This window comes from Weissella cibaria KACC 11862 (assembly GCF_000193635.1).
In the GTDB taxonomy this organism is placed as follows: domain Bacteria; phylum Bacillota; class Bacilli; order Lactobacillales; family Lactobacillaceae; genus Weissella; species Weissella cibaria.
Genome location: NZ_AEKT01000028.1, coordinates 89790 through 116158, shown reverse-complemented (window position 1 = coordinate 116158; position 26369 = coordinate 89790). Strand labels below are relative to the sequence as shown.

25 protein-coding genes are annotated in these 26369 nt (G+C 45.4%); 1 reads left to right on the top strand and 24 read right to left on the bottom strand.

Annotated elements, in window-relative coordinates:
* Positions 1-38: 38 nt before the first annotated feature.
* The 8 genes from ESE_RS11895 to rimM all read right to left on the bottom strand — a co-directional run bounded on the left by ESE_RS11895 (position 39) and on the right by rimM (position 8062).
* Complete coding sequence (locus tag ESE_RS11895) at positions 39-1487, bottom strand: C40 family peptidase (protein ID WP_010372870.1); 1449 nt, start codon at positions 1485-1487, stop codon at positions 39-41.
* A 386-nt stretch (positions 1488-1873) separates the two neighbouring features.
* Positions 1874-3379, bottom strand: a complete 1506-nt coding sequence (gene glpK / locus ESE_RS0106160) for a glycerol kinase GlpK (RefSeq protein WP_010372868.1) — start codon at positions 3377-3379, stop codon at positions 1874-1876.
* A gap of 98 nt (positions 3380-3477) precedes the next feature.
* On the bottom strand, positions 3478-3663 hold the full coding sequence (locus tag ESE_RS0106155; RefSeq protein WP_003609051.1) for a 2-hydroxymuconate tautomerase: 186 nt from the start codon (positions 3661-3663) through the stop codon (positions 3478-3480).
* 24 nt (positions 3664-3687) lie between these two features.
* Positions 3688-4644, bottom strand: coding sequence for a YitT family protein (locus tag ESE_RS0106150; protein WP_010372864.1), 957 nt, complete (start codon positions 4642-4644; stop codon positions 3688-3690).
* A gap of 214 nt (positions 4645-4858) precedes the next feature.
* Positions 4859-6145, bottom strand: coding sequence for a dicarboxylate/amino acid:cation symporter (locus ESE_RS0106145; protein ID WP_010372861.1), 1287 nt, complete (start codon positions 6143-6145; stop codon positions 4859-4861).
* A gap of 196 nt (positions 6146-6341) precedes the next feature.
* Positions 6342-6698 (bottom strand): 50S ribosomal protein L19, encoded by a 357-nt coding sequence (gene rplS / locus ESE_RS0106140; RefSeq protein WP_010372859.1) that lies wholly within the window; start codon positions 6696-6698, stop codon positions 6342-6344.
* 117 nt (positions 6699-6815) lie between these two features.
* Positions 6816-7556 (bottom strand): tRNA (guanosine(37)-N1)-methyltransferase TrmD, encoded by a 741-nt coding sequence (gene trmD, locus ESE_RS0106135; RefSeq protein WP_010372857.1) that lies wholly within the window; start codon positions 7554-7556, stop codon positions 6816-6818.
* A gap of 2 nt (positions 7557-7558) precedes the next feature.
* Positions 7559-8062: a ribosome maturation factor RimM gene (gene rimM, locus ESE_RS0106130; RefSeq protein ID WP_010372854.1), complete on the bottom strand. Its 504-nt coding sequence runs from the start codon at positions 8060-8062 to the stop codon at positions 7559-7561.
* Between the two features lie 160 nt (positions 8063-8222).
* Between rimM and ESE_RS0106125 the strand changes: the two genes are divergently transcribed.
* Positions 8223-8891, top strand: coding sequence for a histidine phosphatase family protein (locus ESE_RS0106125; protein ID WP_010372852.1), 669 nt, complete (start codon positions 8223-8225; stop codon positions 8889-8891).
* A 170-nt stretch (positions 8892-9061) separates the two neighbouring features.
* On the opposite strand, the gene ESE_RS0106115 is transcribed toward ESE_RS0106125, so the two are convergent.
* The 16 genes from ESE_RS0106115 to ESE_RS0106040 all read right to left on the bottom strand — a co-directional run bounded on the left by ESE_RS0106115 (position 9062) and on the right by ESE_RS0106040 (position 26308).
* Positions 9062-9865 (bottom strand): SPFH domain-containing protein, encoded by an 804-nt coding sequence (locus tag ESE_RS0106115; protein WP_010372845.1) that lies wholly within the window; start codon positions 9863-9865, stop codon positions 9062-9064.
* Positions 9866-9997: 132 nt separating this feature from the next.
* Positions 9998-10954 (bottom strand): TerC family protein, encoded by a 957-nt coding sequence (locus ESE_RS0106110; protein WP_010372842.1) that lies wholly within the window; start codon positions 10952-10954, stop codon positions 9998-10000.
* 194 nt (positions 10955-11148) lie between these two features.
* Positions 11149-11421 (bottom strand): 30S ribosomal protein S16, encoded by a 273-nt coding sequence (gene rpsP / locus ESE_RS0106105; RefSeq protein ID WP_003609072.1) that lies wholly within the window; start codon positions 11419-11421, stop codon positions 11149-11151.
* A 201-nt stretch (positions 11422-11622) separates the two neighbouring features.
* Positions 11623-12174: a hypothetical protein gene (locus ESE_RS0106100; RefSeq protein WP_010372836.1), complete on the bottom strand. Its 552-nt coding sequence runs from the start codon at positions 12172-12174 to the stop codon at positions 11623-11625.
* Between the two features lie 18 nt (positions 12175-12192).
* Positions 12193-12399 (bottom strand): hypothetical protein, encoded by a 207-nt coding sequence (locus ESE_RS0106095; RefSeq protein ID WP_010372832.1) that lies wholly within the window; start codon positions 12397-12399, stop codon positions 12193-12195.
* A 394-nt stretch (positions 12400-12793) separates the two neighbouring features.
* Positions 12794-12931 carry a hypothetical protein gene (locus tag ESE_RS12355; RefSeq protein WP_010372829.1) on the bottom strand — a complete coding sequence of 46 codons (138 nt, stop codon included), beginning with the start codon at positions 12929-12931 and terminating at the stop codon, positions 12794-12796.
* 4 nt (positions 12932-12935) lie between these two features.
* Positions 12936-14402, bottom strand: coding sequence for a signal recognition particle protein (gene ffh, locus ESE_RS0106085; RefSeq protein WP_010372827.1), 1467 nt, complete (start codon positions 14400-14402; stop codon positions 12936-12938).
* Between the two features lie 3 nt (positions 14403-14405).
* The gene (locus ESE_RS0106080) at positions 14406-14747 is read right to left on the bottom strand and encodes a putative DNA-binding protein (RefSeq protein WP_010372824.1); all 342 of its coding nucleotides are present in this window, start codon (positions 14745-14747) and stop codon (positions 14406-14408) included.
* On the bottom strand, positions 14747-15967 hold the full coding sequence (ftsY, locus tag ESE_RS11520) for a signal recognition particle-docking protein FtsY (protein ID WP_010372822.1): 1221 nt from the start codon (positions 15965-15967) through the stop codon (positions 14747-14749). The genes ESE_RS0106080 and ftsY overlap by 1 nt, the downstream gene beginning before the upstream one ends.
* A 13-nt stretch (positions 15968-15980) precedes the next feature.
* Positions 15981-19538 carry a chromosome segregation protein SMC gene (gene smc, locus ESE_RS0106070; RefSeq protein ID WP_010372819.1) on the bottom strand — a complete coding sequence of 1186 codons (3558 nt, stop codon included), beginning with the start codon at positions 19536-19538 and terminating at the stop codon, positions 15981-15983.
* 9 nt (positions 19539-19547) lie between these two features.
* Positions 19548-20246: a ribonuclease III gene (rnc, locus tag ESE_RS0106065; RefSeq protein WP_010372817.1), complete on the bottom strand. Its 699-nt coding sequence runs from the start codon at positions 20244-20246 to the stop codon at positions 19548-19550.
* Between the two features lie 176 nt (positions 20247-20422).
* On the bottom strand, positions 20423-20662 hold the full coding sequence (gene acpP, locus ESE_RS0106060; RefSeq protein ID WP_010372814.1) for an acyl carrier protein: 240 nt from the start codon (positions 20660-20662) through the stop codon (positions 20423-20425).
* Positions 20663-20706: 44 nt separating this feature from the next.
* Positions 20707-21765: a phosphate acyltransferase PlsX gene (gene plsX / locus ESE_RS0106055; RefSeq protein WP_010372809.1), complete on the bottom strand. Its 1059-nt coding sequence runs from the start codon at positions 21763-21765 to the stop codon at positions 20707-20709.
* Between the two features lie 99 nt (positions 21766-21864).
* Positions 21865-23901, bottom strand: a complete 2037-nt coding sequence (recG, locus tag ESE_RS0106050; RefSeq protein WP_010372806.1) for an ATP-dependent DNA helicase RecG — start codon at positions 23899-23901, stop codon at positions 21865-21867.
* 453 nt (positions 23902-24354) lie between these two features.
* Positions 24355-24966 (bottom strand): hypothetical protein, encoded by a 612-nt coding sequence (locus ESE_RS0106045; protein ID WP_029237467.1) that lies wholly within the window; start codon positions 24964-24966, stop codon positions 24355-24357.
* Complete coding sequence (locus tag ESE_RS0106040; RefSeq protein ID WP_010372800.1) at positions 24947-26308, bottom strand: glycosyltransferase; 1362 nt, start codon at positions 26306-26308, stop codon at positions 24947-24949. The genes ESE_RS0106045 and ESE_RS0106040 overlap by 20 nt, the downstream gene beginning before the upstream one ends.
* Positions 26309-26369 lie beyond the last annotated feature (61 nt).

Sequence of the window (26369 nt, the reverse complement as noted above, 5' to 3'; positions counted from 1 at the left end):
TAGTAACGTAACGACGTCGTAGTGTGGTGCGTTTTTAGTTAGATGTTGTATGAGCCGATGAAGTTCGGCATAAAGTTGACTTCATCAACCGTTTCAATTTGGACGTTCTTACCTGGTGCGGGCGCTGCCACATATTGACCGCCTCCAATGTAAATCGCAACGTGCCATGAAGCCCCATGACCACCCCAGAATAATAAATCACCCGGTTGTGCAACCGCCATTACGTCAGCCTTGGTTCGAACATCAGTTGTTGCCACGTAAGATTCTTCCGAAACTGTGTAAGAAGGCAATGATAAGCCAGCATCTTGGTATACCCAGGCAGCTAAGCCAGAGCAATCAAAACCGGCAGGTGTTTTACCACCCCAAACGTAAGTAATACCCTGCCCGGCGTACTTCAAGGCGGCTGTCACAATCGTTTGGCGCTGGGTAGCCGTTAAACTACCACTAACTACGTCTGTTTCGTCACCTGGATTAACTGGCAACACGGCAGTTGGCGTTGCGCTTGGCACCGTGTTATCCACCGTCGTGTCAACCGGTGTCGTTGGTGCAACTGAACTAGCGACTGCAGATGATCCCGCTGCAGACGATGACGCTGCAACTGAAGTTGACGTCGACGTGTCTGTCGCGCTCGAAACCACAATCGTTGGCGCTGACGATGGCATTGACGGTGTCTCCACGACAATATCCTCACCCATGGCATCTGCAACTTCCGCAGCTAAGGCCGTCTGATAATCGTCAGCTGTCACTTCTGATACAGATGTTGCGGCATCTGAAGCAATCGTAACCGGCGATGTCACTTCAGACACCGGCGCCGTGTCGCGTGGGACGAAAATAATTTGACCGACTTGCAACATCGTTAAATCAACGTCTGGATTAAGCGCGATAATTGTCTCGACCGGTACACCGATTGTTGTTGCAATGTTCCCTAATGTATCACCGTCTTGAACTGTATAGCGTGTTGCATCAGCCGGACTGGCAGTTGCCGTGGTTGCTTCTGAAACCACAGCCTGCTCGGCCGGCGTGGCTGGTGCACTTGATACCATTGTGCTAGTTTCAGAGGCACTTGGTGCCGTGTAAACATATGATGCAGTCACCGGCGCCGTTGACTGCAAAACGTCATCTGCCACAGACAATGACGTTGGCGTATCTACCTCGCTAGTTGCTGCAATCTCTGCATGACTGTTGGTTTCAAGTACTGGTGCCAATGATGGTTCAACCGGAATTTCATCTGCCACAGCTTCAAATTGTGGCGTAGTTGACGTTGACTGTGCCCTAACAATATCTGACTTCTTCGTAACGCCTCGGTGCGCCGACTTTAATTTTTCAGCATCATTGGCTGTCGACACCCGCTTAACGTGCTTGGTGTCCTGCGTCATATTAGCTAGTTGATCAACGGCTGCTTGAACCATTGGTACTTGTGTCGTCGCAACCACACCTAAGGCGCCCGCGACCCCTGCGATAATTGCTTTTGTTGGTGTTTGTCCCATACAAACAACTCCTCCCGTGAAAAATGACTTTATTTACTTACTAAAAATAAAATAATTAAGAAACTCTTAAATAATTTTTGTACGTATCTATCATACCGTATTTCAAGCGCCATTTTTACGAACAAACGTTCTGTTCGGGAACTCTTCACATTTTCACCAACCAGCATTATCAAGATGCAATTTATATTGGTTAGTTCACCCTACAGTACGTAACATCTGTCACACCCAGTCGCACTCATTGCTACAATAAAAAAGCGCCTACCCAAGCAAACCTGTCACAGGATCGCTTACATGGAGACGCTTAGCAATATACCAACTACATATTAGTTAACATATTTTTGGTTATTAACAATTTACAAAAAAATCACTTTTTAAAGACTAATCCGTTACTGCAAAGGGAACATACGTGCGGCTTTTACCGCACGATGCCACCCTTGGTAAGCTGATTTCATTTCCGTTTGACGATCAGCCATTGGTTGCTTGATATCAGATGCAGTAACATCTGGCAATTGTGCCAAATTCTCCCAGAAGCCAACCCCAAGTCCAGCCAAATAAGCAGCACCAAGGGCCGTTGTTTCAAGTTGTTCTGGACGTCGCACCGGCACGTTAATTAAATCTGCTTGGAATTGATGCAAATAATCATTAGCTGCAGCGCCACCATCAATCACCAAATTAGCAACCTTCAAGTTCGTGTCTTGCTCCATGGCTTCCAACACATCACGCGTTTGATAAGCTAAGGACTCGAGTGTGGCGCGGACAACATCCCCCTTGCTCGTGGCACGGGTCAAACCAAACATGGCCCCACGTGTATTTTGGTCCCAGTAAGGCGCACCAAGGCCCGTGAAGGCCGGCACTAAGAAAATTGGTTCTGGATGTTGCTCACGTGCTAACGTCGCTAAGTCAGCCGTTTCCTTGGCACTATTAATCAATTCTAGGCCATCACGTAACCACTGAATCGCCGCCCCGGCAATAAAGACAGACCCTTCTAATGCATAGGTAACTTCTCCATTCAAGCTGTAGCCAATGGTTGTCAACAAACCATGCTGCGACGTTGAAATGTCCGTGCCAGTGTTCATCACAATAAATGAACCCGTCCCAAAGGTATTCTTCACATCCCCTGGTGTAAACGCCTTATGACCAAAGAGCGCTGCTTGTTGGTCACCGGCAATACCAGCAATTGGCACTTGAATACCGAAAAAGGCATAATCAGCCGTATACCCAAACAATCCCGAAGAGTCTTTCACATCTGGCAACATGCTTGCTGGAATATTAAACTTCTCTAACAACTCCGTATCCCATGATAGGGTGTGGATGTTAAACAGCATCGTGCGTGAGGCATTTGAATAGTCCGTTGCATGCACAGCCCCATTCGTCAGCTTATACAATAGCCAAGAATCGATTGTCCCAAACAACAAATCGCCCGCTTCAGCTCGGTCGCGAGCACCCGGCACATTGTCGAGCAACCACATAATCTTCGTGGCTGAGAAATAGGCGTCAATCCACAAACCTGTCTTCTCATAAACAAAATCAGTTAATCCGGCTGCTTTTAACGATTCAGCAATCGCATCACTTTGCTTTGATTGCCACACAACGGCTGGTGCAATTGGTTCACCCGTAAATCGATCCCAAATAACCGTTGTTTCACGTTGGTTTGTTAGACCGATACCGGCAACTTTATAAGGTGGCACATTGGCCTGAATCACCACTTCAGCCATCACTTGACGCGCATGGTCCCAAATAATCTCCGCATCGTGTTCAACCCAGCCTGGTTGCTTAAAAATTTGTGGCAACTCTTTTTGTGCTGTTGCCACGGCCTTACCATCTGCGTCAAACAAAATCGCGCGAGTACTTGTCGTCCCTTGATCCAACGCCATAATATATTGATCAGCCATACATAGCTCCTAATTATCGTTTTATATCTAACATATTCCCAACAATATGCGAAAAAAGAGGAGTGGTATTTAAATACCACTCCTCTTATTGTACGCAATTACTTTTCAGAACGCAAAGTACCACCGTCCATAAAACGGTCCGCACGCATTTCGTTCACAATCACCTTAATCGCCTCACGTGGGGCACCAGTGTTCTTTTCAACTGCTGCCGTAATATCAGCCATCATTCCCTTTAGTTGCTCATCTGAGCGACCTTCAACCAGTTCTACGTGTACAAAAGGCATTATTCTTTCCTCGTCTCTTCTTTATTACTTATTTAATAGCTTATCAGCCTCGGCATCCAAATTCAATGCATCCGTAATTTGTGCCTGTGCGGCTAACCGTTCACGCCTGATTTGGCTTTGCAAATCTTCGTTCCAGAAATTGTTCGATACGTTAACCGTGTTAACAATATTAATAAAGGCGTCTGGGTCTACTGATTTCGTCAAACGTTCCATTTCAGTCAACTCATACCGTGACAATACCATCATCAGCGTTGAGTTCGGCTCACGCGTGTAGGCACCAACAGATGGCAGAATCGTAATACCGCGAATCAAATCTTCTTGCAAGGCCTTGGTCACTTCGTCGGCTCGACGGGTGACGATAAAGGCCGTCAGCTTTTGGTGACGGGTGTGAATCGAATCAACAGCCACTGACGTCGCGTAGATACCAATGATTGTGTACATGGCATTTTGCCAACCAATGAATGAACCCGCAATAACCACGACAAACCCATTAATAAAGAGATTGATAAATCCAATCGACTTTCCGGTTGTCTTCTGTACAATCATGGCAACAATATCCATACCACCAGTTGAGAAGCCCAACTTAAAAGTGATACCAATTGCCACACCCAATAGCAATCCACCAAACAAGCCAGCCAGAATTGGCTCATGTGCCACTAACGTCTGTTTCGGTAAGACAATCTGCATAAACGACGCGAAGAAATTATTCAAAAATGATAGGATCGTAAATTCGCGTCCTGCATAAATCCATCCGGCAATTGCAAGCGGAATATTAACCGCCATGATAATCGCACCAACTTCAACATGAATGCCGAAAACTGCTTTAAAGAATAAACTAAGCAGTTGTGCAACTCCATTAAATCCACCAGAGAAGATGTTATTTGGAATGAAGAAATTATTCATTGAAATCGCCACCAATACTGATGCCGTTACAAATACAATGGCCTTCAAACCATACTCACGTACACGTGCTAATGTCACAAGTGCCGCCTCCTTTTATGTCTTTTCAAAGCGGCCGTTGGATACCCAAATTTCCACTTTATTTCGTCCCTATATTATCACACACATTTTACACTTACACCACAGCAAATGTCAGGTTTTCTCACTAGTTACGCGCAACAAGAAAGCAACCCCTAATCAACCAAAAAACTCCCCTCTATCCAGTCATAAAACCAAACAGAGGGGAGCTTATTATTTAATCATTTAATGATGCTAAGTAACGAATACTCTTTTCCTCATCAAAGTCCTTTTCAGACTTTGAAATAACGATTGATGCAGCTGAATTACCAACAACGTTAACAACCGTTCGGCCCATATCAACCAATCGGTCAATACCAGCAATGAATGCCAAGCCTTGCACCGGCACGCCAATCGTTGACACCGTGGCCAGCAAGACAACGAATGAGGCACCTGGTACACCAGCCATTCCCTTTGAGGTAATCATCAAGACCACCAGCAAAGTCAACTGATGTTCAATCGTCAAGTGAATGCCATAAGCCTGTGCCATGAATAATGCACCCAGCGCTTGATAAATAGCCGATCCATCTAGGTTAAACGTGTACCCCGTTGGCACAACGAATGATACAACACCTTGGCTAACCCCGAACTTTTCCATCTTTGACACAATACGTGGCAACGTTGCTTCTGATGAGGCCGTTGTAAAAGCCAAGATAATCTCTTCTTTTAATACCTTAATCAAGGTAAAGACGTTGACACCAAAGATGTGCAACACCGCACCCAAAACAACCAAAATAAAGAAAATCATCGTTGCATAGGCAATAAAGATAAAGAAGCCTAATGATCCAAGTGAGCTAACCCCCATCTGAGCTACCGTCGCCCCAATCAATGCACCGACACCAATTGGTGCAACTTGCATGACCCAGTTTGTGACTTTAAACATCACTTCAGCAACCGCATCCAAAAAGTCGATAATGATTTGTCCCTTTGGCCCAATGGCAGCCGTTCCTAATCCAAAGAAAACAGAGAAGAAAATAACCTGCAACATCTTATCATTGGCCAACGATCCGAAGAAGTTCGTTGGAATAATGTCCATAACTGTCGACCAGACACCATGGTCACCCGCCGCTTTGGCCGTCGACAAGTACGAACTGATGTTAGATGCTTGCAAATTATGAATATCCACATGCGCCCCTGGTTGGAACACATTTCCGGCAATCATACCAATTAAAATCGCCACAGTTGATAACAATTCAAAGTAGATAATTGTTTTACCACCGATGCGGCCTAATTTATGCATGTCACCCATCTTCGCAATTCCGGCGGTCAAACTTGTCAAAACAATTGGTAACACGACCATTTGAATTAGACCGATGAACATCGTCCCGATATTTTGCATCGCGGTAATCGCCGTCTTATTTTGATAGAAGATAACACCCAAAATAATACCAACGACAAGGCCAAACAAGATGCGCCAACCGAGACCAACACTATGCTTTTCTTTCTTGGTCTTTTTTTCAACCATGAATACTCTACCTATCCCTAACTTTTAAAAATAACACTTGTTCTAGTTTACACTATTTCATAATAAAAAAAAGACTTATTTATGAGTCGAACGCTCATAAATTAATCATTATCTAATGAAACGTTTTACCTAAATAACAGAAAAAGGCTGATTCCAAATGGAATCAGCCTTTTCGAAGCTTAATGACGAAATGTCATTAGGCACGGCGTGCTTCGCGGATACGAGCAGCCTTACCGTGCAATGCACGCAAGTAGTACAACTTAGCGCGACGTACACGACCGTGACGAGTCACTTCAATCTTATCAACACGTGGTGAGTGCAATGGGAAAGTACGCTCAACACCAACACCGTTAGAAATCTTACGAACAGTGTAAGTAGCTTGGATACCAGTACCCTTACGCTTGATAACAACACCTTCAAACAATTGCACACGCTCACGTGAACCTTCAACGATTCGAGCGTATACACGAACTGAATCACCGGCACGGAACTCAGGAATGTCCGTACGCAATTGATCAGCAACCAACTTTTCTAGCAAAGCGTTTTGACGCATATCAAATCTCCTAGTCGATAATCGATACACCACCCGGCCAGCGGATTATCGGGTTTATTTTTGGTGAATAAAACACCAGAAATAATAATATCATCTCTGGTGTTTATAAACAAGTCTTTATATTTCGTTTGCTTCTTCCGCTTTGATTTCCTTTAACAACTGACGCTCTTCTTTAGTAAAGTCATAATCAGTTAGCAAATCAGGCCGGCGCAAGTATGTCCGCCGCAATGCTTCTTTGCGCTTCCATGTCGCAATGTTAGCGTGGTGCCCTGACATCAAGACATCTGGCACCTTCATCCCCCGGAAATCAGCCGGCCGCGTATACTGTGGGTACTCCAATAAGCCCGTTGAAAACGAATCATCAACGGCTGACATTTGGTCACCCAAAGCCTCATCAAGCAAGCGCACCGTCGCATCAATCACGACCATCGCCCCCAGTTCACCACCAGTAAGCACAAAATCACCCAACGAAATTTCGTCAGTCACAAGATTACGAATTCGTTCATCATAGCCCTCGTAGTGACCAGCGATAAAGGTCAAGTGTTCTTCTTGGGCTAATTCTTCAGCCATCGCTTGATTGAAGGTTTTACCAGCCGGATCCATTAGAATCACACGCCCACGTGAACCAGCTTCCGCCTCAATCGCATCCATTGCGTCAAAGATTGGCTGTGGCATCAGCAACATGCCTTGGCCGCCACCGTAAATTTCATCATCAACCTTGTTGTGCTTATTATCAGTATAATCGCGAAAGTAAGTGACCTGAAAGTCAACTAGGCCCCGTTCAATCGTTTTACCAATAATTGATTCACGCATCGGCGTAAACATATTTGGGAATAGACTTAATACATCAATGCGCATGGTTAAATTTCCTCTAACATATCAACCTTGGCTACCCCAGCATCCAAGTCGATTTCCGTGACAACATTTTCAATATATGGAATGAACAAATCATCCTGGCCCTTAGCCTTAACCACCCACACATCATTGGCAGGCAATTCCATAATTTCAGCAACCTTGCCCAAAACTTGACCAGTTGCATTATCAATGACATCTAAGCCCACAATTTCATGGTAGTAAAATTCATCTTCTGCTAAATCTTGTAGTGCCTCTTCAGGCACCATCAAATCGTGCGTCTTGTATTGCTCAACCAAATTGATATTTTGCAAATCCTTAAATGACAACAACACAAATTGCTTGTGATTACGCACCGTTGCAATCTCAACTTCAACAGGTGACTTGCCATCAATAATCAACTTATTTCCCTTTGCAAAACGCTCTTCTGGAAAGTCAGTCGTGGCGATGACACGGACTTCACCACGAATGCCGTGGGTGTTCACAATTGTGCCTACTTTATACAAAGCCATATTTTTTGTATCCTCTTAAGTTTATTCAGTTTCACGCGTATCGTGAAAAATTTCAGTTAATTTGCTAACTTCTAGTATACCGTAAATATTGTCCCAACTAAACAAGAATTATCTGAGTAACTTTGATACACTTAAGGCATCAAGATTGGGGGATAAAAACATGAGTATTACTGTCTATATGGTTCGACACGGGCAAACCTATTTAAACAAATATCGACGCATGCAAGGCTGGACAAATGCACCGCTAACCGAAAAAGGAATAGCGGACGGCCAGGCAGCCGGCGAACGGTTACGCTATGTGCATTTTGATGGGGCCTATTCGTCTGATTTAGCGCGGGCCGCTGAGACAGCGCGGTTTGTTTTAGACGCGAACCTCACCTCAGACAGCCAAGACTTGGTCGAGTTACCCGACTTCCGAGAACAATTTTTCGGTTCGTTCGATGGTCTGACAGGGGTTGAAGCTGGTGAAGCCCTCGCCGGCGTACTTGGCTTACCTGCCGATACAACCTATGGCGATTTAATCGGATCACTTGACGGTGATCAACTGATGGATGCCTTTCGTCAAGCTGACCCAGCCGGGGACGCTGAAGATAGCCAGATGTTCTGGTCGCGCCTAAATAACGGGTTAGACACCTTGCTAACAAAGCATCAAGATGGTGATCGCGTTCTACTAGTCGTCCATGGAATCTTACTGATTAATTTGGTTAATCGCTTTGCCGGGGATGCTTACAAGGGTATTGAACCAGAAAACGGTTCCATTACGACTTGGCAACTTGATGAAAACGGTTTGCAGCTGGAAACCTTCAACGATACAACCGCTGAATGGTAACAAAAAAAGAAGCACCGCGGTGCTTCTTTTTTATGCCTAAACATCATCGTCGTCATGATGTTTGGGGTGCGCTTGGTCTGCTTTGTATGACTGATACGCTTTATAGCTCAAATAACCTACGATAATGATCGCAAGTGCTAATAAAATTCGGAAGATAAAGAAACCCATGCTTAGTTCCCCTTCGCATCAACCATCGCATCATTCGTTTGCACCGTTACCCAGCCGTGCTTCAAACGTGCTTGCGCTTCCATGTAGGCAATCGTTTGGTCATTAATTGACGCGTTAATTTTATTATTTGCTTCCGCTTCAGCATTCGCTGCTGTAATCTTGGCATCGGCGTCAGCCTTAGCCTGCGTTTCCTTCGTCTTAGCTTCTAGTTCGGCCTTCTTATTATCTTGACCAGCCTTAATAATGTCATCAATTGACTTTTGGGTTTGTTCATCAATTGACGGCGTTCCAAATGACAAATCTTCGACAACAAAGCCGTATGGTTCAGCGGCTTGTTGGAAACTCTTCAAAATACCAGCTTGCGCCTTAGTTGAATCTGTTCCAACCACTTCGAGCAACGTAAACTTTGCCATTGATTCACGTGAGGCCTTTTGCAATTTTTGCGCTAGCCAGCCGGTTTCAATGGCATGGATATCTGCAGAACCGAACTTCTTATAGATTGCCACCGCTTTCGATGGATCAACGTGGTATGAATAACTAATTTTGACGTCCGTTTTCTTACCATCCGATGTTGCCACTGCAACTCGTTGCTTAATCGATTGTGTCTTAATCGGATACTGCGTGACATAGTCTAGTCCCACGAAGTGAATCCCTTGTGACAATGCCTTATCACGGACACCGCCAGAAATCGCATACCGAATCCCGACATTTCCATTTTCCACGCGATCAAAAAACTTGAACCCACCCAAGATGGCTAAAATGACAACAACAACCCCTAATCCAATAAACTTAACCTGTTTACCCATGCAACCCCCCCGTATTATTTATGATAAAAGAAATTTTTAGTTACAAGAAACAGTTTATCGTACTTTTGCAGTCCTGAACAGAGGAAAAAAATAAGTCGTTACAACCAACTTGGCTATAACGACTTCATCTTGTTACTTTTTAAATTCACGGCGCGCTTGCACCCGCGCGACAATTATCGAGGCTGCAATCGCCACCACCAATAAACTCACAATCACAATTAACGAAGCTATGTTTGAGATTTCGAATGACCACCCAAACATATTACCACCTTCATTAATCAACATCTTCGCGCCGATAAATGCCAGCACAATTGCCAACGCATACTTAATGTAACGGAACATCGGCAATAATTTCGATAAGGCAAAGTATAGCGAACGTAGCCCCATGATGGCGAAAATGTTCGACGTCACGACGATAAACGTATCCGTCGTCACTGCTAAAACCGCTGGAATTGAATCAACAGCAAACAATAAATCTGAGGCTTCGATAAAAATCAAAGCGATTAAAAATTGTGTTGCATACCGTTTGCCATTTTCCTTCACGATAAAATGAGGCTCGGTAACGTCATCCTTAATCGGCAAAACCTTGCGTAGCCACTTAATAATTGGGCTGTCATCCAAATTTTGATTGGCCTCTTTTTCAAACAGCATTTTCAGCCCCGTATAAACCAAGAAAATACCGAAAATATACATTAGCCACTCAAAACGATGCAGCAAGGCCGCCCCACCTAAAATAAAGAGCACACGCATCACCAAGGCACCGAAGACACCCCAGAACAAAATCCGGTGTTGGTACTTTGATGCGATGCCAAAAAAGCTAAAGACCAAGATGAAGATAAACAAATTATCTACACTTAGTGATTCTTCCAATAGATATCCCGTTACGAAATCTATCGCATGATTAGCCCCTGCAAATAGCCAAATACCAACGGCAAAGACAAAGGCCAACCCTACCCAGATACCAGTCATTAATAACGACTTTTTGAATGATGGTGTCACATTTTCTTTATTAAAGACACCCAAATCCAGCGCCAGCATGACCACCACAAAGGCAAAAAATGCGACCCAGATCCATAAACTAACTTCCATGAATGTTTAGCTTCTTTCTATTAAGGTTAATAGACATAACCCGTCTACTTTCAATATGCAATGATAGTCATCTCAGTCACAAAATGCAAACACTAGCCCTAGTTCGTAACGCGACTATAACCATTTCACCGCAGAAAAAAGAGCCAACCCGGATAGGTTGGCTCTTTTAAGAAATTCAAAACTGAATACCCAAATTACTTTGAGAACTTAGCTTCGTGGAACTTCTTCATGATGCCTGCGTTAGACAACAAGTTCTTTACAGTATCTGATGGTTGAGCACCGTTGTTCAACCATGACAATACCAATTCTTCGTTCAACTTAACTTCGGCAGGCTCAACCAATGGGTTGTACGTACCAACAGTTTCGATGAATCGACCATCACGTGGTGAACGTGAGTCAGCAACTACCACACGGTAGAATGGGCGCTTCTTTGAACCCATGCGCTTCAAACGAATCTTAACAGCCATGTTTATTTTCCTCCAGTTGTTTTTCTACAAGTAATAATATACCAAATAACCAACTGCCTGTAAAGTGTTTTTCCTTTACACGTTGAAAATTATTCAAATGCAACGTTTTTAGCGGGGTTTTGGTATATTATCGCTCACATAAGTTTATATTTTAGCGCATTCCTAACAAAAACAAAACCAGAATGACGAATTCTGGTTTTGCTAAGTTAGTTTAATTTGTTCACATAGTTGTTTATAGGCCACCGTCTGATGTAAGTTTTGGTAAGCTTGACCAACATTGACTTTAGTCGTTTCTTTTGTGATTGGATTATAAACCAATCGATCGTAACCGGAAATAATGGACACGACTGCTAACACCTCATCCGTGGCTGCAATCATAACATCGGTATCACCATTTCCCTGCCCCCTTATAATCAGAGTTTGACCGATTGGTAGTTCGATATCACTCGCTAACATAATCAAAGCCATACGCTCTTCAACCGTTAAATGGGTAATAGCCGGATCAGCCGTCATCTTACTGACTTGACTCATCGTAGCTGATTGCGTCGTTTGATTTTTGGCGTGCTGGCGAGCCTGTTCAGATGCTGTACGTGATGCTGAAATTTCTTTGGCAACCGATAACGAACGGGCCACCGCCGCATCTTCAACTTGACGCTGATGTGTCCAAACTTGCATCGTCAGTGCCACACCTAATAAACCAATAATAAAACCAAAACCGGTAAACGTCAGTATCCGCTTATGTCGTTGTCTCATTAAGCGCCTACCTCCATCTTACTCAGCTACAACTGGTTCCGCAGTAACCTTCGTCGTCGACACAGTCGTGACGATATGCGTATCCCGTTGCGCGAGCGACTGTTCGGCGTTAGCTGTCGTCTCCAACGCCGTAACTAAACCTGCTAACAAAAGCAACCCAAAAACCAATACCAACAACTTTGCCGTGATGCGTGTTCGCTTCATTCTCGTTACTCGTGATTCCATACGTCATATCCTCCTTAAATGTGTCCTTTTCTTATTGTTACATTTAGTTTACAACAAGTTATCGAATATTACTTTAAACAAAAGTTAAGGTCACGTCAAGAATATATGAAGTTTTGAAAACGCTTACAGAAAAAAGAACTCACTCACTGTTCGTACCAAAGTTTTCCAACAGCAAATGAGTTCCTCTTATGGACAAAGAGCCCGAACAAGTCACCGTCGCGACTATTCAGGCTCTTTGCATATTGTGATCACAACAAGTGAAACGCCCCCGTGCACAGGCTTGTTTCGATGCTAGCAGGTGATCGATGGTTATATTATGGCGGGTTAACTTGAGGAATTTGTTAAAAATCTGTAAATTAAAAACGCCATTCACAATCGAATGACGCTTTTAAGCTTATTTTTGCTTACGCTTCGCTAACATTTGTTCACGGAGCATTGCAACTTTATCGGCCTTTGACACAGCACCTTTCTTTTCTGACTGGTACTTAACGTTCATAGCCTTTGTCTTATCATCTAGTAAATAACGACCCATAATTTTAACGACGCTTCTTCTTGTTTTTTTGAATCTTGCGAGCCATTTGCTTCATCGCCATGTTAGCCATCTTGCCTTTAATACCGCCGCCCATTCCAGGGAAGCCACCAGGCATACCGGGCATGTTGCCACCACCCATCGCATTCATCATTTGCTCCATACCGCCCATGTTACCATTCATCATCCCGCTCATCATCTTCTTCATCTCGTTGAATTGCTTGATCATGCGGTTAACTTCGACAATTGGACGTCCGGCACCCGCTGCCAAACGGCGACGGCGTGACGGATTCAGCAAATCTGGATTTTCACGTTCGGCTGGTGTCATTGACATCACAATGGCCTTCAAATGGGCCATATCCTTTGGATCAACCTTAACGTTAGCCAAGGCTGGATTATTTGCCATCCCTGGAATCATCTTCAATAAATCTTCAATTGGGCCCATATTTTGTACTTGGTCCATTTGATCAATGAAGTCATTGAAGTCAAATGTGTTTGACTTCATCTTTTCCATCGTCTCAGCAGCTTGCTTCTCATCAAAGTCCTTTTGGGCCTTCTCAATCAACGTTAGCAAGTCACCCATACCCAAGATACGGCTAGCCATACGGTCTGGATAGAAAATATCCAAATCCGTCATCTTTTCACCTTGTCCGACGAACTTAATTGGCTTACCCGTTACAGCACGAATTGACAAAGCTGCTCCACCACGGGTATCACCATCCAACTTAGTCAGGACGACACCGGTAACGTCTAACCGCTCATTAAAGCCTTCAGCCGTTTCAACAGCGTTTTGTCCAGTCATGGCATCGACAACCAGTAGGATTTCATCTGGTTGTGCAATTTCCTTAACATCAGCCAATTCTTGCATTAAGGCTTCGTCAATTTGTAGACGACCAGCCGCGTCAATGAAGACATAGTCTGACTTCAATTCCGCTGCCTTAGCTAACCCTTGGCGAACAATATCACGTGGGTCTGCATCAGTCCCCATCTCAAAGACCGGCACATCAATTTGCTCACCCAATGTCTTCAACTGATCAATGGCCGCTGGACGATAAACGTCGGCCGCAATCATCAATGGTCGGGCGTTCTGCTCAGACTTCAACTTCAAGGCCAGCTTACCAGCCGTCGTCGTCTTACCAGCACCTTGCAAACCAACCATCATGATAACCGTTGGAATCTTGTCAGAAACGTTCAATGGCACCTCTGACTCACCCATCATCGCCGTCAATTCATCGTTAACGATTGAGACGATTTGTTGGGCAGGATTCAATCCTTCCAACACCTTGGCACCAGCCGCCTTTTCACGAACGTTACGGACAAAGTCCTTAACAACCGTAAAGTTAACGTCGGCTTCCAACAATGCCAAACGAATCTCACGCATCGTCTCGCGTAAGTCCGCATCTGTCACCTTCCCCTTACGACGCAACCCGCTCAATGCGTTTTGCAATCGCTCAGTCAAACCTTCAAAGGCCATGCTTTACTCCTCTTCTAATGTCACCAGACGTTCAGCTAATCGCGTTAGCTCAGCGTCATTGGGATACTTTTCTTGAATATAATCATTTAATTGTGCGGCCACACTTTGTCGTTGCAAATAATCTGCAAACAAGTGGAGCTTTGCTTCGTAATCTTCCAATAACTGGGTACTACGCTTTAAATTATCATACACGGCTTGGCGTGATACCTCAAATTCTTCGGCAATTTCGCCAAGTGAGTAATCATCCGCGTAGTACAATTGCAAGTAATCATTTTGCTTTGACGTCAGTAACGGTTGATAGAAATCAAACAAGGCATTCAAGCGCGTGTTTTTCTCTAATTCCATTACTTGTCATCTCCAATCAATAGGCTACCAAACAAGCTCTTAGCGAAATCATCCGCATCAAATGGCTGTAAGTCACCAACCTGTTCACCCAAACCAACCCACTTAACTGGCAGGTGTAGCTCGTTACGAATTGGCAAGATAATACCACCCTTGGCAGTTCCGTCAAGTTTCGTCAAAACAATTCCCGTCACATCTGTCGAGTCCTTAAACAGACGTGCTTGTTGGAGCGCGTTCTGACCAGTAGTTGCATCCAAAGCCAACAACACTTCCTGCGGTTCGTTTGGCAGCTCACGCGTAATAATACGCTTCATCTTCGCCAATTCTTGCATCAAATTAACATTATTTTGCAAACGGCCAGCCGTATCGACGAAGAGAATATCCGCGTTAGTTTCAATCGCCGTCTTCACACCGTCATAGACCACCGATGCTGGGTCAGCGTTAGCAGCGCCAGCCACAACCGGAATACCATTGCGCTCACCCCAGGCTTGCAATTGTTGCGTGGCACCGGCACGGAACGTGTCCGCCGCCGCTAGCACAACCTGCTTACCTTCAGCCTTGTATCGTGCTGACATCTTACCGATTGTCGTTGTCTTACCAACCCCATTAACCCCAACAAACAAAATCACTGTTGGTCCCTCAGGTGCAAAATGCATTGACGCATCTTCGTTAACGCCTTGGCTACGGTAGTGTTCAACCAACTTATCAATAATGACGCGTGAAATGTCAGCCTTGCTTTTCGCATTTTGTAGCTTAACTTCATTGCGCAACTCATCCGTTAATTGCAACGCTGTTTGCGCGCCAACATCGGCACCAATCAGTGTTTCTTCAAGTTCTTCAAAGAAATCCTCATCAACTGAGCGGAAGTTCGCCATAAACGCATTCCAACGTTCAGACCACGTCTTCCGTGTTTTCGTCAAACCTTCATCCAAGTTCGTCTCTGATGTTACCGCTGTTTCTGTTTCTGTTTCTGTTTCTGTTTCTGTTTCTGTTTCTGTTTCTACAGTCTCAACAACTTCAGCAACTGGTGCAACGTCCTCGGCAGCGATATGGCTTGGTACTTGAATTTCAACTGCCTCACCAGGTGTTGGTTGTAACACTTCCGCGGCGAGAACTGTTGGTTCAACAGGTGCCTCGCTATTTTCCCATGTCTGTGGGTAAAGCACTTCCACAACAACCTTTGGCGCTGCTGGCTTTTTCTTAAAAAAATCAAACAATCCCATTGTTTTATCCCCATTAATTTTCTGATGTCATCTCATCGAGTGCCATCAAGTTTACTGAAACCATCGTTGAAACACCTGGTTCTTGCATTGTCACCCCATACAGAACGTCGGCATTTGTCATTGTTCCCTTACGGTGCGTAATTACAATAAACTGTGTCCGATCATTCACATCATGCAAATAACGTGAGAATCGATCAACGTTCGCTTCATCCAACGCCGCTTCAGTCTCATCAAGTACCGCAAATGGTACGGGCCGGACCTCCAAAATAGCAAAAAGCAAGCTGATTGCTGTCAACGCCTTTTCACCACCCGACAACAAACTCATTTGTTGGAATTTTTTGCCAGGTGGCTGGGCCTTAATATCAACCCCAGTTGTTAGCAAATTCGTCGGATCCGTCAGTTCTAACTTTGCCTGACCGCCCCCAAACATCTTAACGAAAATGCCAGCAAAATGTTCTGCAACAGCGTCAAACGTTTCCTTGAAGCGGGTTTCGACTTCTTCATCCATTTCCGACATCGTTTGGCGTAAGTTATCCCGGGCCGCAACCAGGTCATCTTGTTGCTGCGTCAAGAAATCAAAACGTTCTTTCACTTCCACATATTCATCAATCGCCGTTAAATTAACGTTGCCAATTTCTGACAAAGTCACCTTCAACGCCTGTAATTCCGTTCGGATATCTGCAATTGGCATTACCGACAGCTGCGACTTGGCGTATTCGAACGACGTATCATATGTTTCTTCCAAAGTCCGTTCACCGGCTTGAATGGCACTACGTAATTCACCCTGTCGACCGCTCAAACGGCTCAAATTTGTCATCGCTTCAGTTTGTGCTTCTTGCGCTTGCACAAGCTCGCCTTCAGCTAAGGCGATTTCTTGTCGCAATTCCTCTAACTCAGTTGCCAAATCTGTCAACTCGTCTTCGGTTGCTTCCTTATCCGCCAACGTACCAGTTAAGTCGTTAGCCAGTCGTTGTTGGACATCACCCTGATCCGCCGTCAAATCAGTCATCTGCTGCTGATAAGCTGCTAAGCGCTGTTCTTCCGCCTGAATTTGTTCCACAACATCTTCGTGACGAACAGAAGCCGCTTGCACATTAGCTTGAGCTGTGGCGAGTTGTGCTTGCAAAGCCGTCAATTCTTGATCAACTGTCGCCATTTTGTCGCTCAACGTCGTTTGCTCAGCCAATAAACTCGTTAACTGGGCCTGCTGGGCTGCTTGTTGCTCAGACAACGTCGCAATGTCGTGCTGATTGTCAGCCACCAATGACGCATGGTCAACCGTACCTGATGATGACACACTGAATTCATATGTTAAGGCCGACTTTTCTTTTTGTGCTTGGGCCAAGCGTTCTTCAGCCACCTGTAATTGTGCCGTCGCTGCCTGTGCCGCTTCATTAGCCACTAATACCTGATCTTGTGCCTCGCCAAAGGCCGTCGTTGTTGCTTTCAGTTCGTCATCTAACTCACGAACCTGTCGTTCCAACTGTTCCGTCTGCGTGTGCAACGTCGCAACCTGTGCCGTCAATGATTCTACTTCACTTTGTTGTGACAACAAACCATTACCTTGATTACGACTGGCACCACCAGTCATCGACCCACCTGCGTTCATGACTTGCCCATCAAGGGTCACAATCCGAACGCGATGTTGTAAGGCGCGCGCCATGGGCACAGCCTCATCCATGTTCGTGACAATGACAGTTGTCCCGAGCAAACTTTGTACAACAGGGCGATACGCACTATCTGTCTTCACTAAATCTGCTGCGACACCAACAAAGCCAGCTTGGCCTTGGGCAGTCTGAATTTGTGCCGGTTGCAACTCACGCTTACGAATCGTTGTTAATGGCAAAAATGTCACACGTCCCAAACGGTGCTGCGTCAAATAACTAATCGCCGTCTTACCAACTTGTTCATCCGCAACAACCACGTTTTGTAAAGCACCACCCAACGCCGTTTCGATGGCCGTTTGATGCGTTGACGCAACTGAAATTAACTCAGCCAGTACACCGTGAATGCCGGGAAAATTCTCTTTGGCCTTCATGAGGTTACGCACACCTTGGAAATAACCCTCATAATTTTCAGATAGACGACTCAACGACTGCAAACGCGTTGACAGTCGCTGATCCTCTTCCATCTTGCTAAACCATTCTTGGCGGCGGGCTTGACTTTGTTCCTCTAACTGTTTACCCAACTGTTGCAAGCGCGTAAATTCAGCTTGCGCACTCGCCAAAGTGGCCGTCGTTTCAGCTACGGCGGTTTGTGCCGTTGCGACCGTGGCTTCGGCATTAGTCATTTGTAACGTTAATTGATTCTGACGTTGCGCCAACCGCTCGCTCTCAGCGTCATTCCGCTCATTTTCTTGCGCTAAGAATTGCTGTTGATTTTTAGCGGTCGTTAACAATTGCATCGTCTCAACTAAGGTTGCCCGTAATTGTTCAATATCCGTCGTTACCTGAGTCAACTGTTGGCGGGGGTGTGACGCCTGTAACGTCGCAATGTTGGCTTCTAGTGTTGTTACCTGGTCAGCCGCCGCCGTCATCGTTTCCTGACGGTTCGCCGCCGTTACGCGTAGTTCCGTCAAGCGATCTTCAACTTGGGCCAATTGTGCTTCCAGTTCACGGGTCACATTTGATCGATTGGTAGAACGCTCAGCCTGCAATTTTTGTTCCCCAACCAATTGTTCCGCACGCGTCGTCAATCGCAATAATTCAGCTTGTGCTTGTTGCTGCTTTTCTTCAGCTTCCGTCCGAGCTTGCTTCATCGCTGCTAACGCGTCAGTATGCGTCTTAACCGATTCCGCATGTGTTTCATTCTCATCCTCAGCCCGACTTAATTGGGCCTTGATATCTGCTTGCTCAGTGTACCAGTCCGTTAATTCCAAGACTAAGCGTGATTGATCTAACTGATCAAACCGTGCTTTGGTCGTCAAATACGTCTGTGCCTTTGCCGATTGCTCAGCTAATGGGGTCACGCGATTTTCCAACTCGTACAAAATATCTTGCACCCGGTTTAAGTTATCTTGCACACCAGTCAGCTCTTTTTCAGCCTTGTCCTTATTTTGTTTATACTTATAAACCCCAGCCACATCTTCAATGATTGACCGACGCTCCTCTGGTTTCGCACTGAAGATACTTTCAACACGCCCTTGTGAAATAATTGAAAAGCTTTCGCGTCCCAACCCAGAATCCATAAACAATTCATGAATATCTTTCAAGCGAACCGTTGTCCCATTAATTTGGTACTTTGAATCGCCATTCCGATATAAGGCACGCGTAATCCGAATCTCAGAGTAGTCGGAGTTCAAATAACGATCGGTATTATCGAATGTGATTGAAACTTCAGCGCGATTCAGTGGCGCACGCTGTGATGTCCCGCCGAAAATCACGTCCGACATTTTGTCACCACGTAGCCCTTTGGCGGATTGTTCACCCATTACCCAGCGAATGGCTTCGATAATATTTGATTTACCGGAACCATTTGGTCCTACAACTCCAGTGATACCTGGCATAAATTCTATCTTGGTGCGATCAGCAAATGACTTAAAGCCGCTAATCTCCAATGTTTTTAGTTTCATACCAATTCCCTAGTTTTTCGTCAATGTTTGGTATGCTGCCCGTGCAGCTACCTTTTCTGCTTCCTTTGTTGATTTTCCTTCGCCTGTTGCCAATACTTGATCATTCACGGCAACCTGCACTGTAAAAATTTGTTCATTATTTTCGACAGGTCGCTCGCCTAACTTGGTGTACGTAATTTTGACACTACCATGACGTTGCAAGTGCTCCTGCAATTTTGATTTGTAATCCACGAAACGATCGTAGAATCCTTCATCAATCTTGTTAAACATGATGTCACCTAGGAAATGCATCACGACATCTTGACCTTGATCCAAGAATAATGCACCGATAAATGCTTCCCATAAGTCTTCTAACAGTGAATCACGATTACGGGCGCCCGATAATTCCTCACCACGGCCCAATTGCACATATTGATCGAGATGCAACTCACGTGACAAAGCTGCAAACGCCCGGGTTTGGACCATCGAAATCCGCAACTCTGTCAATCGACCTTCATCCCACTCTGGGTAACGCTTAAATAGATAGACGGCGGTTGATTGTTGCATCACGGCGTCACCTAAAAATTCAAGACGTTGGTAATCATTTCCCGTGTAGTTTGGATGTTCATTAATATAATTGGCTTGCGTTAATGCCTCCTCCAACAATGACACATCGTTAAAGTGGATATTATAGGATAATGCAAGTTCTGCTTGTAGTTGTTTAAACATAAGACTTCCTTTCTAGATATACTGTTTAATTATACCAGAGAAAACCGTGTTATATTACGGTTCTTCAGAGTTTGTTAACCAGCGCACGCAAATTTTCCCAACACACAAAAATCCCAGCAACTGCTAAACCACGATGGCTACATTGCTGGGATTTATGATTAATTTTTAACTATTAGTTAAACGCGTGCGGCAATATAATCTACCGTGTCGTTGATGGTAATCAACTTTTCAGCGTCTTCGTCAGAGATTTCTGCACCAAATTCGTCTTCCATCTCCAATACCAATTCAACAAAATCAATTGAATCGGCATCGATGTCTGTCAAAAAGTTTAATTCACCAGTCACCTTAGCTGGGTCCAACTCAAAGTGGTCCGCAACTAGTTCAATGACCTTGTTTAAGATTTCTTGTCGTTCCATGATTCCGTTTCCTATTCGAATATTTAACTCTACCTAGTTTAACGCTATTCAGCGGCGCCGTCCACATCATTCTCTGGACGTGCAGCCAAATCTTCCTTGTGATCGGCAACAAACGCTTGCACCTTGGCCACCAAATCAGCTTCTAGCATTGTGTGAATTTGCTTCATCGTGTTTGCAACTGCATCTGGTCCAGCAGAACCGTGCGTCTTAACAACCGGTGCGTTAACCCCGATAACAACGGCGCCACCGTGCTGTGAGTAGTCCAACTTTGCTTGAACGCCCTTCAACGCAGGCTTCAACATCGCACCAGCCATCTTTGTCTTAAGACTACCATTCATAATCGTATCCTTAAGCAACTTCAACAATGACAAGGCCGTTCCTTCAATTGACTTCAACGTGGCATTCCCTGAGAAACCATCGGCAATCACAACATCAGCAGGTCCTTGCAAAACTTCACGTGCTTCAACATTACCCACGAAGTTCAACAAATTGTGTTCAGAACCATAACGCAACAATTGGTGCGCTTCCTTGTGGACTTGGTCACCCTTGTCTTCTTCAGTTCCGTTGTTCAACAACCCAACACGTGGGGCATCATAACCCAAGATCTCGTGTGCGTAGAATGAACCCAAAATACCGTATTGGTACAAGTGTGCCGGACGATTTTCCGCATTGGCACCCATATCCATCATCACGAAAGCATCGTGCGGACCATCAAACGCTGGCAAAGCCGTCATCAAAGCTGGACGATCAATTCCCTTGATTCGGCCAACAATGAAGATACCGGCAGCCAACAAGGCACCCGTGTTCCCGGCTGAGAAAATGGCATCCGCGTCACCGTTCTTAACCGCTTGCGCGGCCAAAACTAATGAACTTTGCTTCTTGCGACGAATTGACTTCACTGGCTCATCAGCCATCGCAATGACTTCATCTGCTTGCACCAAAGTCAAGCGCTCTTCATTCTTAACGAAAGGCTTCACCTTGTCCAATTGACCAAACAACAAAAACTCTGTGTCAGGCATTTGGTCACGCGCTAGCTCAACACCAGCAACGATTGCTTCTGGGGCGTTATCCCCTCCCATTGCATCAATGGCAATCTTAAACATAATTACATTTCCTCTCGGATTCAAAAAATAACTTAAATAAATGCTAGAACAAATCTAACATACTTTTAGGACTGGGTAAAAGTAAAAGGCGCCAATTTTTTAATCAAAATTACGATAACGAGCCATGGTTTCTGACAGCATATCCGCCAGTGGTGCTAGCTCAGGGTCTTTGTCCCAATCCGGTTTTGACACAATTTCAATGGCTTCTTCTTGCGCCACCGTCATCATCGCCAAATCCGCAATCGGGTCACCGACGCGGAACTCTGGCACACCAGACTGACGATTGCCTAAGATGTCACCGGCACCACGTAACTCCAAATCCTTTTGTGCCAAGACAAATCCGTCCGTCGTGGCAACCATTGCTTCCATGCGATCAATACCATATTGCGTCTTTGGATCACTAATTAAGAACGTATAGGATTGGCGACTTCCTCGACCAACACGACCACGCAATTGGTGAAGTTGTGATAGTCCAAAACGATCAGCATCCAAAATAAGCATCACCGTCGAATTTGGCACATCCACACCGACTTCAATAACCGTTGTAGAAACTAACACTTGGAACTCATTTGCCTTAAAAGCCGCCATGACATCTTCTTTTTCTTGATTCGATAGCCGACCATGTAACAAACCGACCCGATACGTGGGTGCGAAATATTCCGACAACTCAGCATAGACAGCTTCGGCATTTTGGACATCGAGTGTTTCGGACTCCTCAATCAACGGCGTCACAACGTATGCCTGCGCGCCTTCCTGGAGTTGGGACCTAATAAAGGCAATTGTTTTTTCCATCTCATTACTACGCAACCAATACGTCTTAATTTGTTTACGACCGGCTGGTAATTGATCAATGATCGACACGTCCATTTCGCCGTACGCTGTGATAGCTAACGTTCGTGGAATTGGCGTGGCTGTCATCGCTAAGATATCCGGATTCATACCGATTTCTCGAAGTGTCGCGCGCTGCTGCACACCGAACCGATGCTGCTCATCGATAACCGCTAACCCAAGATTACGGAACGCAATATCAGGTTGAATCAACGCATGTGTGCCAATCAAAATATCCACTTCGCCGTTTGCAACATCTTCCAAAATTTGGCGTCGAGCCGCTGTTTTTGTTGAACCCGTTAACAACTCAACTCGCACTTTATCTGGATCAAAAAAGTTGCCAATTGTTTTAGCGTGTTGCTGGGCCAAAATTTCAGTTGGGGCCATTAAAGTTGCCTGCATCCCAGCGGTAATGGCGGCATACATGGCCAACGCAGCCACAACCGTTTTTCCAGACCCTACATCTCCTTGCAAAAGACGATTCATATGAATTGGGCGTCGCATGTCACGCACGATTTCATTCACGACGCGTTTTTGCGCATCCGTGAGTTCAAACGGCAATGTGGCAATAAACGCCTTCAATTCATCATTGTTGAAATTAATTGACCGACCACGATTATCACGATCCATTGACTTAATCACTTGCAGACGCATTTGAAAAACGAAAAATTCCTCAAACGACGCGCTACGCCGTGCTTCGGTCGCAACTTGGCCATCCGTTGGTGCATGCATCCCAAAGACTGTATCGTGGTGGTTCATCAACTTATAACGTGTTCGTAAATAAGCAGGCACGATATCCGTCCGTAACAGTTCGCCATACTTGCCCAATGCTTGAATAATTAAATCTTTAATTGTCTTTGCTTTGATTTCTTTTGAAGATGGATAAACGGCTTCCATCTCATCATCGCCATTTCGCGACATTAACTTAATGCCAGACATGCCTTGCCGTGTCTTGTCGTAGGTACCGTGGACGGCCACTTCCTGACCAAGCTCCAAGTTTTTCCCTACCCATGGTTGATTAAAAAATGACACCATAATCGTGTCATGTTCCACTGTCAACCGGAAACTAGTCCGTGTTTTCTTATACCCGAAGCGATTAACCACGGGTGGTGACGTGATAACGCCCTTAAACGTTACCTTCTCACCGTCTTGCGTTTCAGCAGGCGTTTTCATCGCTAAGTCGTTATAGCGCATTGGATAGTAGCCGAGTAAGTCATCGATTGTGTAGATACCAAGTTTATTGAGTGCTTGAACCCGCTTTGGTCCAACACCATCGAGATCATCGACTAAATCTAATAAACTAGCCAAGTTAAACACCTCCCTTTCTGAGGTATCATTATAACGCAAAATTAGGTTTTACTGAACAAAAATAACGTGTACTTTGGTTTGTGGTGGCGGTCGACGCGTTGCGTCGGGACATGGTGGGCGGGGCGTGACTACGGCAAAGATTGGTCGGGGTAAACTCCGCCGGCGCGATCACCGGCTAGCGCCCAAATAATTGTGCGAAGAGTCAAGGTCCGTAACGTCTTATCTAACCGGCGGTCGGCCAAACTTGTGAGTTCACCCCGACCAATCGCTACGTCACACCCCACCCACCATGCCAGCAATCAAGATATTCTCGGTTTGCTTGATAGTCATTGTTGGCCTTATGCCATCACACCACAGAACATTGACATTCGAAGATTATAGAGAACCACTCGGTTGCTCGTGCGATAGCACGACCCGCACTAAAAAACACCGACCAATAAGTCGGTGTTTCTATTAGCCTAGATATCGTAAAATTTCGATGTCTTGTGTATCAAAAATATCTTGGCAGGCTTTGGTTAAGTAATCTGTTTCGTTCGCATAGAGTTTGCCGTCATAGAGAAAGCTCAGGCTGACTGGTTGTTGACTGTCGCCATCATAGTTATAAAGCTTCTTCACCGACTTACCATTATTTTGGGTTAAACGAATCATGATGGTGCGCAAGCGTTCGTCACGAATCCAGCGCTTAATAACCGCTGCCCGTTCGCCAACCAAGTCAAATTGCCAGTTAGAGCCAGCCACCATGTATTTAATGGCGCGGACCGTTTGTTTCTGCCAATCGATTAATTGCAACGTGGCAATTTCTTGCCCCATATCCGTCACTCGTAACTCACCCTGTGGCGTATAAGACATGGCATAATCCGGTGCAAACGGCAACTCATTCAACGTGGTCGCTGGGCGTTGACGCGCCCCAGCGACTCGGTACAGTACGTATTCACCGGCTTGCCGTGCCACATACTGTTCATCCTCCGTGACGTTCACAATCTGCACGTGGTGGTAGCGCCGCTTCAACTGGTTAAACGTCTCAATCACATGGTCTGTTTTTTCATTAATCAGCATTATTTTCATCGCAATGCTCCAATTCTGCAATTAAGTCTGCCCACTTGGCTGTAATGTGTGGCGCATCATACTGCGTCGCCTGTTGTCGTGCTGCCTCACTAGCTTGCTCGCGCCAGTGGCGATCAGCCAGACCCATCACTAACGCATTCGCTAACAGGTCAACCCGACCATCTGATACCAACTTGCCTCCCTTACCAATCACAGCGCGCGGACCGTAATCAATATCGTATGACACAACTGGCGTGCCAGCGGCTAACGCTTCAAGTAACGTCCGACCAAAGCCTTCCGTGCGAGAAGTGAACACCGTCAATTGGCCAGTCTGGAAGGTCGCGACCGCATCCGTTGTTGGCCCATTAAATGTAATGTAATTAGACGCATGGGCATCCGTGACTTGTTTTTGCAGTTGCGTGTAATAAGCTTGGTCTGTAATTGTGCCATACAGTTGCAAATTGATATCGCGATTTTGTTGATGGGCCTGCACCACCGCTGCGATCATATCCTCAACCCGTTTAATGCGATCGAATCTAGTCACGACCACCACTGACATAGCTCGGCGGTCTGCCAGAGCCGTCACTGACTTAGGCACGTTAATCGACGCGGGGGCAATATCTGCTGTCCGACACTGCCATTCCGTCTGGACATCAACAGCCTGATTGTGGGTCCCGGTAACAATCCAATCAAATTGACGCGAACGTAGTAAATTGCGGAACCCGACTAAAATTTGATGTTGACCAACGTGATGGTCAGCATGAATATAGGCGACCTTTGCCACTGCATTGCTTACCCCAAGATAGGCTTGCGTCATTTCTTCTTCCAGCACATCGGCATAAATAACGCTCGGTTCCTGGGCCGTTATTTCCTGCAAAAACTGACGAACCAAAGCCGTGAAACTCATCACCTGCAACTGGCCGGCTTGCCAAAAATGAACTTGGGCCACTTTATTTTGTTGATATAACAGCCGGATTCGCTCGGAACCATCAGTGTTATAAAGAATGGCCACCCGCCGCGAAACCGTCTTATTATCCAGGCCATAATAAATTTCACCAACCAGGCGATCACTTTGATTAAACACACGGTCAACCAATGTCACCTGCTGATGATCATGTAGTCTTTCAACCCGCACACCGCCAGCAATTGCATCCCCCTGATAATACGCCATCATATTTAAATGGGTTGCCTCTAAATCCGGGGCAACCGCCTGCCAAATGTCATTGTATTGTGGATTGTAGTCAAACGTGACCAATCGCACATTTTTCTGCAATGCTTTGAACACACGCACGCGTTCAGTCACAGCATACGATCGGCCGCTCTGTCCTCGACCAAAAAACTCCATTAAAAATAAGTGTTGCATTAGAACCTCCCCGTTTGTTCAAACGCTTTCTTTAAGTATAACAACAAAACGTGGGCTTTTT